General features: G+C 44.0%; 14 protein-coding genes. All 14 read left to right on the top strand.

The window, feature by feature from the left end; all coding sequences use genetic code 11:
• Window positions 1-6: 6 nt before the first annotated feature.
• The 14 genes from ccoO (at window position 7) to M0P91_RS12665 (ending at window position 12,924) form a co-directional block, all read left to right on the top strand.
• Window positions 7-699 (top strand): cytochrome-c oxidase, cbb3-type subunit II, encoded by a 693-nt coding sequence (gene ccoO, locus M0P91_RS12725; RefSeq protein WP_295068077.1) that lies wholly within the window; start codon window positions 7-9, stop codon window positions 697-699.
• 10 nt (window positions 700-709) lie between these two features.
• The gene (locus tag M0P91_RS12720) at window positions 710-913 is read left to right on the top strand and encodes a cytochrome c oxidase, cbb3-type, CcoQ subunit (RefSeq protein WP_295068075.1); all 204 of its coding nucleotides are present in this window, start codon (window positions 710-712) and stop codon (window positions 911-913) included.
• An 11-nt stretch (window positions 914-924) separates the two neighbouring features.
• Complete coding sequence (locus tag M0P91_RS12715) at window positions 925-1,842, top strand: cbb3-type cytochrome c oxidase N-terminal domain-containing protein (RefSeq protein ID WP_295068072.1); 918 nt, start codon at window positions 925-927, stop codon at window positions 1,840-1,842.
• A 10-nt stretch (window positions 1,843-1,852) separates the two neighbouring features.
• On the top strand, window positions 1,853-2,059 hold the full coding sequence (locus M0P91_RS12710; RefSeq protein ID WP_295068069.1) for a DUF4006 family protein: 207 nt from the start codon (window positions 1,853-1,855) through the stop codon (window positions 2,057-2,059).
• A gap of 10 nt (window positions 2,060-2,069) precedes the next feature.
• Complete coding sequence (locus tag M0P91_RS15175) at window positions 2,070-2,171, top strand: hypothetical protein (RefSeq protein WP_366934086.1); 102 nt, start codon at window positions 2,070-2,072, stop codon at window positions 2,169-2,171.
• 85 nt (window positions 2,172-2,256) lie between these two features.
• Entirely contained in the window at window positions 2,257-2,886 is a 630-nt protein-coding gene (locus tag M0P91_RS12705) for a 3-dehydroquinate dehydratase (RefSeq protein ID WP_295068066.1), read from the top strand.
• Window positions 2,879-3,385, top strand: a complete 507-nt coding sequence (locus M0P91_RS12700; RefSeq protein WP_295068063.1) for a FixH family protein — start codon at window positions 2,879-2,881, stop codon at window positions 3,383-3,385. The genes M0P91_RS12705 and M0P91_RS12700 overlap by 8 nt, the downstream gene beginning before the upstream one ends.
• Before the next feature lie 166 nt (window positions 3,386-3,551).
• Window positions 3,552-5,900: a PD-(D/E)XK nuclease family protein gene (locus M0P91_RS12695; RefSeq protein WP_295068060.1), complete on the top strand. Its 2,349-nt coding sequence runs from the start codon at window positions 3,552-3,554 to the stop codon at window positions 5,898-5,900.
• On the top strand, window positions 5,890-8,592 hold the full coding sequence (locus tag M0P91_RS12690) for a RecB-like helicase (protein ID WP_295068057.1): 2,703 nt from the start codon (window positions 5,890-5,892) through the stop codon (window positions 8,590-8,592). The genes M0P91_RS12695 and M0P91_RS12690 overlap by 11 nt, the downstream gene beginning before the upstream one ends.
• 79 nt (window positions 8,593-8,671) lie before the next feature.
• Window positions 8,672-9,094, top strand: a complete 423-nt coding sequence (gene rplM / locus M0P91_RS12685) for a 50S ribosomal protein L13 (protein ID WP_295068053.1) — start codon at window positions 8,672-8,674, stop codon at window positions 9,092-9,094.
• A 9-nt stretch (window positions 9,095-9,103) separates the two neighbouring features.
• Entirely contained in the window at window positions 9,104-9,493 is a 390-nt protein-coding gene (rpsI, locus tag M0P91_RS12680; protein WP_295068050.1) for a 30S ribosomal protein S9, read from the top strand.
• Window positions 9,494-9,701: 208 nt separating this feature from the next.
• Entirely contained in the window at window positions 9,702-11,300 is a 1,599-nt protein-coding gene (locus M0P91_RS12675; protein ID WP_295068047.1) for a phosphoethanolamine transferase, read from the top strand.
• Entirely contained in the window at window positions 11,287-11,982 is a 696-nt protein-coding gene (locus tag M0P91_RS12670) for a phosphatase PAP2 family protein (protein ID WP_295068044.1), read from the top strand. Before M0P91_RS12675 ends, M0P91_RS12670 begins: the two co-directional genes overlap by 14 nt.
• Before the next feature lie 216 nt (window positions 11,983-12,198).
• Window positions 12,199-12,924, top strand: coding sequence for a carbonic anhydrase (locus M0P91_RS12665; RefSeq protein ID WP_295068041.1), 726 nt, complete (start codon window positions 12,199-12,201; stop codon window positions 12,922-12,924).
• Window positions 12,925-13,023 lie beyond the last annotated feature (99 nt).

The following is a 13,023-nucleotide window of genomic DNA, read 5'->3' as shown; positions in this document are numbered from 1 at the left end:
GGAAAAATGTTTCACTGGTTAGAAAAACGCCCGTTCTTTTTTGCGGTTGCTGTCTTTGTCGTTATTTCGTTCGCTGGATTGATTGAAATCCTTCCGAACTTTGCTCAAGCTTCACAACCGCTGGTCGGGACCAAACCGTACAGTACGCTTGAGCTAGCTGGACGCCATGTTTACATCAAAAATGATTGTAACGGGTGCCATTCCCAATTGATTCGTCCGTTTAAAGCGGAAACGGATCGTTACGGTCACTATAGCTTGAGCGGTGAATATGCGTATGACCGCCCGTTCCTATGGGGTTCAAAACGTACCGGTCCGGATTTAATGCGTGTGGGGAACTACCGTACAACCGATTGGCATGAAAATCACATGAAAGATCCTGTCGGTGTTGTCCCGGGTTCAATCATGCCGGCATATCCATGGATGTTTAAAAACACTGCCGATATTGACACTGCTTATGCAGAACAGATTACGGTGAATAAAGTGTTCAAAACTCCGTATAACCAAGAGATTCCAATGGCAGACGGTTCAAAAGCGACTGTTAAATTGGCAGCTACATTGGATGAGGCGCATGCAGATGCTCTCGAAGAGGCAAAAGCAATCGCTGCTGACATGAAAGATCAAGATGTCAAAGATGCGGTAGCAGCAGGACAAATCCCTGAAATCGTAGCGCTCATTGCGTATATGAACAGTATGAAATAAGGGAAAGTGCGTGGATATTGGTACAATTCAAGCTTATGCTTACTTTATTTTCACCGCCTTTTTGGTGGTGGTTCTGTATGCGTACATATATCATTTGTACAGCTCTCAGAGAAAAGGGAAGCGCGATTATGAAAAGTACAGCAATATCGCGCTGCACGACGAGATTACTGACCAACCGGTTGAAGAGATCTCGAAAAACGATGAGATAAAATAGAAGGAGCCATAATGAATAAGTTGATGGTATTCGGTGTTGTCTTTGTTCTTGCATTGCTTGGCCTTACGTGGGTTATCGCGGGTGGACAAATGGGTGATGACATCGTCAACAAATTGGCGATGCTCGGAGCGGTAGCAACAGCTACTATCGCAATTTTCGTTGCATTGAAATATATCCGTCAAATGCAAACGGATAAAGCAAGCGGTAAGCTTGCAGATGAGAACTGGGACGGTATCGGAGAATATAAGAATGAACTTCCTTTTGGATGGGCAATTATTTTCTTTGGTTCGATCATTTGGGCGATTTGGTATTTCCTTGCGGGGTATCCGGTCAATGCGTATTCACAATACGGTGAATACAACGAGGACGTTGCTGCACACGATGCTAAATTTGAAGCTCAATACGCTAATATGGACGAGTCGTCTCTAAAAGCGATGGGTGAATCAATTTTTATCGTTCAATGTGCGCCGTGTCATGGTTTGCAAGCTGACGGTATCGACGGCAAAGCGGCTGATTTACATCACCGTATCGCTGAGAATTCGGTTAAAGCGGTCATTATGAACGGTTCAAATAACAATTTGGTCGGTACGGGTGCACCTATGCCGGATCGTAACGGTTTGTTGAATGCCAATACGGGTGCTCTTATTACCGATGCTGAGATCGATACGGTTTCTAAGTATGTTGCGGGTGGCATGCAAGGTACGGAAGGTGCTGATGTATTTGCCGGAACATGTGCAGCGTGTCACGGTGCAGATGGAAAAGGTATGGACATGGTTGCTCCTAATATTGCGGAGATGAGCCCATCATTGGTTGATGCGGTTATTCATCACGGTAAAAAAGGTGTAATCGGAACAATGCCGGCATTCACTAACTTAACTGAAGTACAAGCAAAAGCAATTGATGCTTATGTTTCAAGCCTAAGTAAATAAGGAGATATGAATGGAAAATCGTAGTATTTTTGCATTGCATGGGATTACCGGCATGTTAATTGCGACTGTTTTGCTTCTCTCCATCCTCGCTGTCTTAACGACGTGGGGATTGGGCGTGCAACAAGGAAGTGCAACTAACTTTTACCAAGTTGAAAATGAAAAAGACATCAAGATGTTCAGCACCGAAAGCGCTCAACATCGTGTTAATGTCAAATAAGGGGTTTAATATGGCAAGTATCATGGATAAACTCATTACTGTAGCTTTAGTGATTTCTGCAGCGGTAACGTTGTGGGCGGTTTTAACGCCCAATCACCTATACATTGGGTAAGGGTCTGCGTTTGCGGCTCTCACGAGGGCTAGCGGCCCTCGCCTCAATTGTATTTTTTTTCTCACTCTCTGCGCATGCTGAATTTTTGTATAAAGACGAAGTTGTCCATAACCCTAATTTTACAGAACAGATCAATGCTATCGGTGCTGAACTCAAGGCTAAAACCGGAGTCTCTCTCTATTTAGTAATGGTACGCGATTTGGAGAATAATCAAAGCGTTGCCGATTTTGAAAAAAATATTACTGCTGAGTTGGATCAACCCTCCGTTATTATGACTTTTGTGGAGCTGAAGCAACAGGTTGATATTCTCGCACGTCCGACGGCTTTATACAAACATTTTAATAAATCTCAGGTTTTAAGTCCGAATGCAACCTTTATCGGTGCCGTTGTCAGCTCAATTATGTTTGCACGCAATTATGATGAAGCAAAAGAGTTCATTGTCAACCGTGGCGGAACGATATTGCCGATTTTGGCGGAAAGAGCAAAAGGGGATGAGATTATTTCCAAATATTCGGTTGCAATGTTTAACGGTTACACGGATGTTGCGGAGCAAATTGCGGCAAATCACGGTGTGACCTTAAGCTCTTCCGCCGGTAACGGCAGCAAAGATTTTATCGATATTCTCCGTTTTATTTTTTACGGTATTATTCTTTATGCACTTTTCATCTACGTGCGGGGGAAATATTTTCGAAAAAAAAGGGAGGAAAATGAATAAAGATCCAGGCCGGAAATGGCCGATTATTATTGCATTATCCATTCTTGGCGTAATTGGTTTAAGTGTTGTTACGGTTAAAATTGCAATCAATAATCCGGTCGAAATGTCGGATTACGGAATGCAGAACTATCATGAATACGATAGGGACGCCAATGCAATTATCGGTGCAAAAATTTCATTTGACGAAAAATTCGATATTTCCTTTTTGACTCCGCAGATCAGTGAAAAAGGGACGGTTATCGAGTACAAGGTGTCGGATAAGTCGGGTAACGCTGTTAACAACGCGAGAATCGAAGCGGTTTTGACACGTCCGGATACAGCTGATTTCAACATTAAGTTAAGCAATCCGAGCGTTGTCGAAGGAGAATATACGTTCATCGCGGTTGATCTTCCGAAAATAGGAAGATGGGATATTTTGGCAAAAGTGAGCGTTGGAAGCGATCATCGTTACTACAATCTCAAAGCCGATACCCGTAATCCCAATACTTTCGAGTTTTAACCTCTCCTTTTCTTTTCCCCGTGCGGGGAATTTCTTCCCTCCGTTTTGTCATACATCATTCACTTTCTAATCCTTTTTTGTATACTGTCATACGTTTCGACGGTTTAATTTATTTACGGACAGGATTGGAAGATGAGATGTACACGATTACTTAAGGGACAACATCGTGAATAGGGAGTGTATCGTATATCCTACCGCGCGATGTATTCGCCATTCCCTTATGGAGGTTGAATCAAAAATCCTCCCTTATACTCTGACCATGGGGGATTTTCTTAATCGTGTAACCGTAGCTCCGGGACTTATGGTTCCGGATGATGACCTAAGGCTTTTAGCCCTTCACGAAGCGAGTGATTTCGCCGCATTTAACGGCTTGCAGATTGAACGCAACTTTTTCAGTTTTATCCAAAATTCCCAATATATTTTCCGTTTTTTTGAAGAACTTGCATCAGAAAAGGTAACGGTTGCCATGCTTGAAGGTGCCGACGTATATGGTGAGTACGAAGAGCATATTGCCATTTTGAACCATTTACGGGGCCGATACCATCAAATATGCATTCGTAACGGATGGCTTGACCCTATTTTTGCTTCGGATACCTTACAGTTCAACGATAATTTTTTAAAGAATTTTGACAAAGTAACCATTATGGTCGAAGGGTATCTGACCCGTCGTGAGATCGATTTATTGGAACAATGTTCGCAAATTGTTTCACTTGAGATTCTCTATACTACAACGCTCTACAATCGAAAGATGACAGAACGGTTTGAAGAGATGGGATTTGCACTGAAGGAGGGGTATGGATACCGATTGCTGCTCAGTAACCGGAGCATTCTTGGCTCTCAGCCACTGACGCATAACGCATCGGTAGAGTGCACGGTTTTTCATAACCGAATTGCGCAGATCGGATACATTAAGGCAAAGATCGTCTCCATGGTTAATTCGGGTATTCGCCCGGAAAATATTGTGGTTGTTTTGCCTGACGAACAATTTGCCGGTTTTTTAAAAGAGTTTGACGCAGAGAGCAATTTCAATTTTGCAATGGGGAAATCTTTGGAACAAGATCCCTCGTTTCGGATTCTTGAAGCGATTGTCCTGTTTTTGGAGGAACCGAATGAACAAAATAAGGGGCGAATCCAAAAAATATCGCTTGAAAAGATAGAATGGCTGAAAGGACGTTATTACCAACCGTTTACCCATAAGATACTGGCAGAATTCTTTGCCGTACTCTACGGTGATGCAGAGAAGACGGAAGCTCTTGAGATCATGATGGAGGAGCTACACCGATTTTCCCATCTTGGTGATGCTCTGACATCGATGGATTTAAAATCGGTCCTTCGCATTTTTATCAATCGTCTTAGAAGTTGTACCCTTGATGACGTTCAAGGGGGAAAAATAACGGTAATGGGACTTTTGGAAACGAGGGGGATGCATTATGAGGGGGTCATTGTGGTTGATTTTAACGAAGGATTTGTTCCGCACAAAAGTCAGAAAGATCTTTTTCTGAATACGACAACGCGGAAATTTGCCGCACTTCCGACGACAAACGATCGCGAATCACTCCAAAAACACTATTACTCCATGCTGTTCAACCGGGCTAAATCGGTCATGATCGGATGTGTCCAAAACAGCGGATCGGTACCGTCACGCTTTTTACTACAGCTTGGTATCACGGCGAAAACTTCTCCCTATACGTATGAACGTCTTTTGTTTTCTCCTCCGTTACTACGTTCAAGGTTGACCGATACGTTATGCGGGGAGTATGATTTTACGGCATATCCGCTCTCAGCCAGCGGATTAAAGAGCTTTTTGACGTGCCGTCGCCAGTTTTATTATTCAAAAATAGCCAAGATTTCTCATCATGAGCTTCCTCGTGATTTAAGTCAGGAGCGGGATATGGGTAATGCCCTTCATCGTGTACTCGAAACCCTTTATCTCCACAGCGATTCTTACGATAGCGTTGCGCGGATTAAACAAGCGGTACACGCGATATGGGAGAAAGAAAAATCTTCCGATCCGCTGGAACGGTACATGCGACGTTTATGGCTTGAGAAACTCGAAGGATTTTACGAGAATGAAGTAGAGCGGTTTAAAGAAGGGTACCATGTTGTGTACCGTGAAAAAGAGGCGAGTACATTGGTCGAAGGGATCCCTATTATTGGAAGGATCGATCGAATTGACAGCTATCAAGGGAGACTTGAAGTTCTTGATTACAAAAGCGGAAAATTTGCCGATACGGATAAAGAGCCAAAAGAGAGCGATGTGGATTATCAGCTCAGCGTGTATGCCCTCTTGGCACGGGAATTCGGCGATGTGCATCGATGCGGTTATTACGATCTTTCAAGCGGAAAAGTAAAATTCGAACACTTTTTAGAGGCCAAAATCACCCGTTTAAGGGAGATCCTGCGGGAGATGGCATCGACGAAAACATGGGAGTGGGAGATGTGTGAGGATGTGAGTCGTTGCCGCTATTGTGATTATGGGTATCTGTGTCATCGGGAGGCATTCAGTGGGGTTTGAACCGTTTTTGGCGTATGAAGCGAGTGCCGGGAGCGGCAAAACATTTAATCTTGTCGTCCGATATTTAAGTTTATTGTTTATGGGGGAAGATCCCAAATCGATTACAGCGTTGACTTTTACCAATAAAGCGGCCAATGAGATGATGGAACGGGTGACCCAAACACTGCAGTATTTACAGGAGAGGGGAGAGCTAGCCCAAATTTCTCAGGTAAGCGGTTTAACTGAGGAAGAGATATTGGGGCGGCGGGATGAAGTTTTGAAACGTTTTTTGCGTTCAGAGGTTCAAATATCTACGATCGATGCATTTTTCGGGATGATTTTACGTAAATTTGCTTTGAATTCCGGGATTATGCCTACCTATAAAACAACCCAGAACCATCATGAAGTGAAACTGATGGAGCGATTTTTACATGAGATTGAAGTTTCCCATCAAAGCGATGCATTGGTGAGGCTCTCGCTTCTCAGCGACAAACGGCTTAGCGATCTGTTTGGATTACTTGAAGGGCTTTACGGTAAGCACAAAGAGTTTGAATCCCTTACATTTTCGGATATTCCCGAAGGGGAAAATGGATATGCGAGGGCAATGGAGCTGGCGAACGAACTTTCGGCTTTGGTAGTGAGCAAGCCCATAAGCGAGCGCGGGCGAAAAACAATGCAGATTGAGAGTTATGATGCCCTTTTGGATAAGACCTGGTTATTGAAACCGAGTATGGAGTACTGGGATTTTAAGAAGATTTATGAACCAAGAATGGATGAACTGCTGCATGAGATCCAAGAAGCGGTTGTGGCGCACATGCGCTATAAAGAATCGCACTATTTTAAAGAGCTTTTCAGTATTCTAAAACTCTACATCAAAAGTCGCCAAACCCTCATTATCCAAAATAACGAGCTCTCTTTTGATGATATTACATTGATGGTCCATACGCTGCTGCGTGAAAAATTGGAGAGCGAGTTTCTCTATTTCCGGCTTGATTCACGGATGAAACATCTGCTTCTCGATGAATTTCAGGATACGAGTACCGTTCAGTTTGATATTCTTCGGCCATTGATTGAAGAGATACGTGCCGGAATCGGGGTAAATGAAGGGGGAAGCTTCTTTTTTGTCGGTGATGTTAAGCAGTCAATTTACCGTTTTCGCGGCGGGGTGAGTGCGTTATTTTATCAGGTTGCGGATTATTTCGGGGTACATGTCGAACCGCTTCGGGTTAATTACCGTTCCCGCAAAGAGATCGTTACCTTTGTGAATTCGGTTTTTGGGGAGAAAATTCGCGGATACGTTCACCAGGAGAGTCCGGCATCTTTGGCAGGAGGGTATGTGTGGGTTCATATCTGCACTGAACCGCTGGAAGTATTAGGAGAACATATTGATTATTTGATAAAAAAAGGGGCTGTCAGCGAAGGGATTGCCATCCTCACCGCGACCAATAAAGACGGAAGTGCCGTCGAAGCGTATCTGGGAAATCTCGGGTATGAGGTAGTGACCGAAACCACGGCAAAACTGATTCATCAGCGTAGCGTAAGGGCGATTATTGAGTATTTGCGCTATTGCTATTTCGGGGCACCGCTTTATCGGCATAATTGCGCCGCATTGCTTGGGGTAGAGACAAAACAGATCGGACGTACGGTGATTGAGGACGTAATTCGAGAGTGTGTACGCTTTATTGAACGCTGGGAGATTGCCGATAAGAGTGCATTGATGTTTTTGGAAGAACTTAGAGGATATCGTGACATCGAAGAGACGGTATTTGAATGCGAGCGTCTTGAAGCCTCTTCGCCGCAGAGTGATTTAAAAGGGATTCGGATCATGACGGTTCATAAATCCAAAGGGCTGGAATTTGAACACGTCATTGTCCTTGATCGCCTCGGACAGCCTCGATCCAGAAGTGAACCGATTTTGTACGAGCACGAAGCATCTCACCTTCGTGCCCTCCATTATCGGATAAAAGGACGTGAGTATCTTGATCCGTCCTACGCACAGGCGCTTGAAAAAGAGAAAAAACTACAGCATGAAGATCAGCTGAATGCCCTGTACGTGGCATTGACCCGTGCAGTCCATTCACTGTGTGTAATTACCAAAGAAAAAGGGTCCCTATTCGCTCCGTTGGAGCTGAAAGCAGAGGAATACGGAGAGTTGATACCGATGTCCAAACGAAGTGAACCGGTGAATGAAGTCAATTTTATTGACTATCAACCGCACTCCTATGGGCGTCAAGACGACGTCATTACGGCTCCGAAAGAGGAGACACACGATTATGCGGCAGTTCAGTTTGGTTTGGCCCTTCACTATACTCTTGAGATGATGGGAACATTTGATAAAGATTCGCTAAAGAATGCCCTTGAATCGACCCGAAACCGCTATGGCGCGACATTGGAGAGCGGGGCAATAAGCCGGATAGAAGAACGTGTGGGAAGACTTATTGATGACCCGCAGTTTTGTGATCTCACAAGCGGCGAGTGTCGGAAAGAGCAGATGATTCGTCATGAGGGTGCTTTAGGGGTAATTGATTTATTGATACGGCATGAAGATTCCTGGGTTATTATCGATTATAAATCGGGTCACGAAGAGGAAGAAAAACACCAAGATCAGGTTCGTCGCTATATGAGAGCCGTTCGGACATTTGGAGCCAATACGGTACGCGGCTATTTGTGTTATCTTCTTGAAGAAGAGATCGTATGGATAGAGTGCTTATAAAAAACTTAATTTAAGCAGATTATAAGTAAATAAAAGTATAATTTCGCCACTATTTATAAGACTTACAAGGAGGCTCGTGATGAAATTTACTAAAATTGCTACACCTGAGCAAATCGAACGTAAATGGGTTTTGATCGATGCAGAAGGGAAAACATTCGGTCGTATCATGACTGATGTTGCTACTCGTCTACGCGGAAAAGATAAACCGTATTTTACCCCAAACATTGACTGTGGTGACTTCGTAGTTATCATTAACGCTGAAAAAGCAATCATTAACGGTAACGGCAAAACTGCTACGAAAACGTATCATCGTCACACCGGTTACTTCGGTAACGTAAAAAGTGAAAAATTCACTGAGCTTTTGGCAACAAATCCAGAGAAAGTTTTCAAACTTGCCGCTCGCGGTATGCTTCCTAAAACAAAATTAGGACGCGCAATGATCAAAAAACTAAAAGTCTATGCCGGTGCGGAACATCCACACTCTGCACAGATTGCTAAGTAAGGATAAAAGATGGCAAAAACGTATGCAACCGGAAGAAGAAAAACTTCTATCGCTAAAGTATGGCTTGCTCCGGGTACAGGTAAAATTACTGTAAACGGTCTTTCACTCGACGCATGGCTTGGTGGTCTTGAAGCGAAAAAATTGCGTGTAACGCAACCCCTTTCGTTGACCAAACAAGACGGATCCGTCGATATTACCGCTTCTACAACAGGTGGCGGTTTCTCAGGTCAGGCAGATGCGCTTCGTCACGGTATTTCCCGTGCCCTTTGTACGTTTGATCCTGCATTCCGTACAATTTTGAAACCGTTCGGTATGTTGACTCGTGACTCACGTATCGTTGAACGTAAGAAACCGGGTAAACGCAAAGCACGTCGTTCTCCGCAATTCTCAAAACGTTAATCGTCGCCTTCGCGGCACGATGGCTCTTTCTGTAAAAATAGTTATCCTTCACTGCGAAGCATCGATTGTCTCCTCACCCGAACGGGAGAGGGGATCCTCTTTCCTATCTACATTTCCCCCCGTTCATTATTATCGTGCAGTGGATACCTTTTGGCAAGGTAAACGTATTTATGGATACAATTGTAACGCATATTAGCAGGAGTTTTGAGTGTCTAAATTATTTTCCAAACCGTGGCGCAGCCGCACATTAATTGTTGTAACTTCCTTATTTTTAGTTCTGTTTACGAACACTTCTTTTTTTAAACATGTTGTCGATGTCTACCCCCTGACCTGGGTAAACGGGGTAATGATCGCTTCATTGGGGGTTGTATTATTAGCGGTTCAGGTCATTGTTTTTACTCTATTGGGATCGCGCTACCTCTTAAAACCCCTATTGATCACAATCGTATTGATATCTTCACTGGTCAGCTATTTTATGAATACCTACGATATCGTGGTCGATACCCATATGATACAAAATGTTTTAGAGACGAATATGAGTGAGTCGATGGATCTATTGAGTATTCAACAGATTGCTTACTTTTTTCTCTTAGGCGTAGTACCATCAATTTTTATTTACCGTTTAAAGATAGAGGTACTTCCCCTAAAAGCCTCCATTATTGACAAAACTAAAACGATTGCCATTGCTTTAGGGGTTGTCATTGTGATAATTTTTGCTTTTAGTAAATTTTATACGTCATTTTTCAGAGAACATAAGCCACTTCGTTTATACACGAATCCGACATTTTATCTTTACTCGATCGGGCAATATATCCATCAGTCGTTTTCGCATGAAATAACCGGGCTTCAAGCGATTGGAGAAGATGCTCGAATTATCAAAAAAAATGAAGATCGGAAATTGGTGATTCTTGTTGTGGGTGAAGCGGTACGTGCTGACCATTTTTCTTTAAACGGATATGGTCGGGAAACGACACCGCTGCTGAAAAAAGAGGATATTATCAATTTTTCCCAATTTACCTCCAGCGGTACCGAAACGGCGGTATCTGTTCCTTGTATGTTCTCGTGTTACGGACGGGAAGGTTACGATAAAGACATCGCTTTGCATACCGAAAATGTGCTAGACGTACTGCAACGCGCTGGAGCCAATATTTTGTGGCGGGATAATAACTCGGATTCAAAAGGGGTAGCGCTGCGGGTAGCGTATGAAGATTTCAAAACACCTGAAAAGAATACGATCTGCGATACGGAATGTCGGGATGAGGGGATGCTGGTCGGATTGCAGGAGTACATCAAAGCGCATCCGAAAGGGGATATCGTGATCGTCCTGCACCAAATGGGGAATCACGGCCCGGCCTATTATAAACGGTATCCGAAAGAATTTGAAAAATACACCCCCGTCTGCCGGACGAATCAGCTGGAGCAGTGTTCAAAAGAGGAGATTACGAACGGGTATGACAATGCCCTTTTGTATACCGATTATTTCCTCTCCAAAGTTATCTCCTTGTTGAAAGAGAACGATGAGGGGTTCAAGACGGCAATGTTCTATTTAAGCGATCATGGGGAATCCTTAGGGGAAAACGGCCTCTACCTGCATGGATTTCCGTATGCGATTGCACCGGATGCGCAAAAACATGTTCCGGCCGTTATGTGGTTCGGTAAACAGTTTGCGGTTAATAAAGGGGAACTGAAACGCCTCTCGTCTCACCCGTATACCCACGATTACCTGTTTCACACGCTGTTGGGATTTATGGAGGTGAACTCTTCGGTTTACCATTCCGAGCTTGATATCCTCCATGGCCTCCGCTAAACAACTCTGGCTGAGTGCCGTAATCCTCGTTGGGACGATTCTTTTTTTCGGGATAACGGATGTTGATGTCTGGGTGCAAAGCCATTTTTATGATCCTTCAACGCACCAATGGATTGTCGACACGGATAACTCGGTTCTGAAATTTGTTTTTTACGACGGAATCAAGCGGTTGTTGATCCTTGTTGCAGTCGTCCTTTTCGTCCTGACGGTTATACGGTGGAAGCACCCCGGATTTAAGAGGTACCGACGCGGGATGCTCATTGTCCTTTTGTCCTCGGTGTTGGTCCCGTTTATCGTCGGCTCTTTAAAAGCATTTACCAATATCCCGTGTCCGAAAAATCTGGAAATTTTCGATGGAACCTATCCCCACACCTGCGTATGGGAGAAATACCCGAGCGATTTTTGTCAGAAAGAGAAGATGAAATGTTGGCCGGCAGGACACGCAAGCGGAGGATTTGCGTTGCTCTCCCTAGTCTTTTTGTTCCGCAGCCGAAAGAACAAGATCCTCTCAGCTTCGGCTGCCATAGTGATCGGATGGAGTATGGGCAGTTATAAAATGTTGATCGGGGACCATTTCCTGAGTCATACGGCCATTACGATGGTCTTGGCATGGTTTTTGATTTTACTCATCGCCCAGGGGGTTGAGCGGTTGGGAAAAAGATTCGTATCTATTTCGTTATAAACTGACCTCTTACCCCCTCGGATTTCTGCAACTTTACGGGTTTTTAAAGAGAAACGAATAGTATCAGTTATAAAAAGAACTAATCTTTTATTACATTACTATCACCTATCGATTGTATAAGTCACCTTTGGTTACACAGGTATATTTTTTCGGATTCTTCGCTGTGAAATTTACTTAAAATGGGTAAAATTCATGTTGTTGAAATAAGGGAGTAACATGAGAAAATCGATTTTAGCACTTAGTTTTGCAGCATTGTTGTCTGTCGGAAGTTATGCATCGGAGCATCAGGGGGCACATTGGGATTATGACGCTCACGGACCGTCACATTGGGGAGAATTCGGTGAGACCTGTGCCAAAGGGGCTGCCCAATCACCTATCAATATCCTGACGAATCAGACGGCCGCTATTGAGACGTCAAAAGCCATTGCACTGACTGAAGCGGTTCAGACAAAGGGTGCCGTCGTGGATAACGGCCACGCAATTCAGGTCAACATCGATAACGGCGGAAAGTTGACGGTCGACGGTACCGATTACAAGTTGCTCCAGTTCCATTTCCATGGTAAAAGTGAGGAGATGATTGACGGAAAACAATATGATCTGGTCGCTCATATGGTCCACAAAAGTGATGCCGGAAATTTAGCGGTTATCGCGGTATTGTTTGAAGAGGGGAAAACGGCGAATAAAATGGTCCAAAAGGTGATCGACAATGTCGGCAAGCCGATTGAGATCAATCCAAATGACCTTCTTCCGAAACAGTCGGACCATTATTTTCACTTTATGGGATCATTAACAACTCCTCCATGCAGCGAAAATGTCAAATGGTACGTCATGAAAGAGGTTCAAAGCGCTACAAAGGCTCAAGTTGAGGCAATGCGCAAGTTTTACGCAAACAACTACCGTCCGGTTCAGCCGCTTAACGGCCGTAAAATCGAGTCCAAATAAAACTTCTGCCTCGTAAGAGGCAAGCTTCAGTGCCATAGCGGCCAGCGTAGCCAATGGGGCTTTGCTTCAATGGCGTTCTTGATTCAAATAAAACTTCTG

This window comes from Sulfuricurvum sp., from assembly GCF_023229695.1.
Taxonomy (GTDB): Bacteria; Campylobacterota; Campylobacteria; order Campylobacterales; family Sulfurimonadaceae; genus Sulfuricurvum.
Note: the sequence above shows the minus strand (reverse complement) of the source record. Positions and strands in the feature narration are given on the sequence as shown.

What these genes read in the sequence shown, in the direction of transcription:
- ccoO (WP_295068077.1), top strand. Translation starts at nt 7, where the DNA reads ATGTTTCACTGGTTAGAAAAACGCCCGTTCTTTTTTGCGGTTGCTGTC.
- M0P91_RS12715 (WP_295068072.1), top strand. Translation starts at nt 925, where the DNA reads ATGAATAAGTTGATGGTATTCGGTGTTGTCTTTGTTCTTGCATTGCTT.
- M0P91_RS12710 (WP_295068069.1), top strand. Translation starts at nt 1,853, where the DNA reads ATGGAAAATCGTAGTATTTTTGCATTGCATGGGATTACCGGCATGTTA.
- M0P91_RS15175 (WP_366934086.1), top strand. Translation starts at nt 2,070, where the DNA reads ATGGCAAGTATCATGGATAAACTCATTACTGTAGCTTTAGTGATTTCT.
- M0P91_RS12700 (WP_295068063.1), top strand. Translation starts at nt 2,879, where the DNA reads ATGAATAAAGATCCAGGCCGGAAATGGCCGATTATTATTGCATTATCC.
- rplM (WP_295068053.1), top strand. Translation starts at nt 8,672, where the DNA reads ATGAAATTTACTAAAATTGCTACACCTGAGCAAATCGAACGTAAATGG.
- rpsI (WP_295068050.1), top strand. Translation starts at nt 9,104, where the DNA reads ATGGCAAAAACGTATGCAACCGGAAGAAGAAAAACTTCTATCGCTAAA.
- M0P91_RS12670 (WP_295068044.1), top strand. Translation starts at nt 11,287, where the DNA reads ATGGCCTCCGCTAAACAACTCTGGCTGAGTGCCGTAATCCTCGTTGGG.
- M0P91_RS12665 (WP_295068041.1), top strand. Translation starts at nt 12,199, where the DNA reads ATGAGAAAATCGATTTTAGCACTTAGTTTTGCAGCATTGTTGTCTGTC.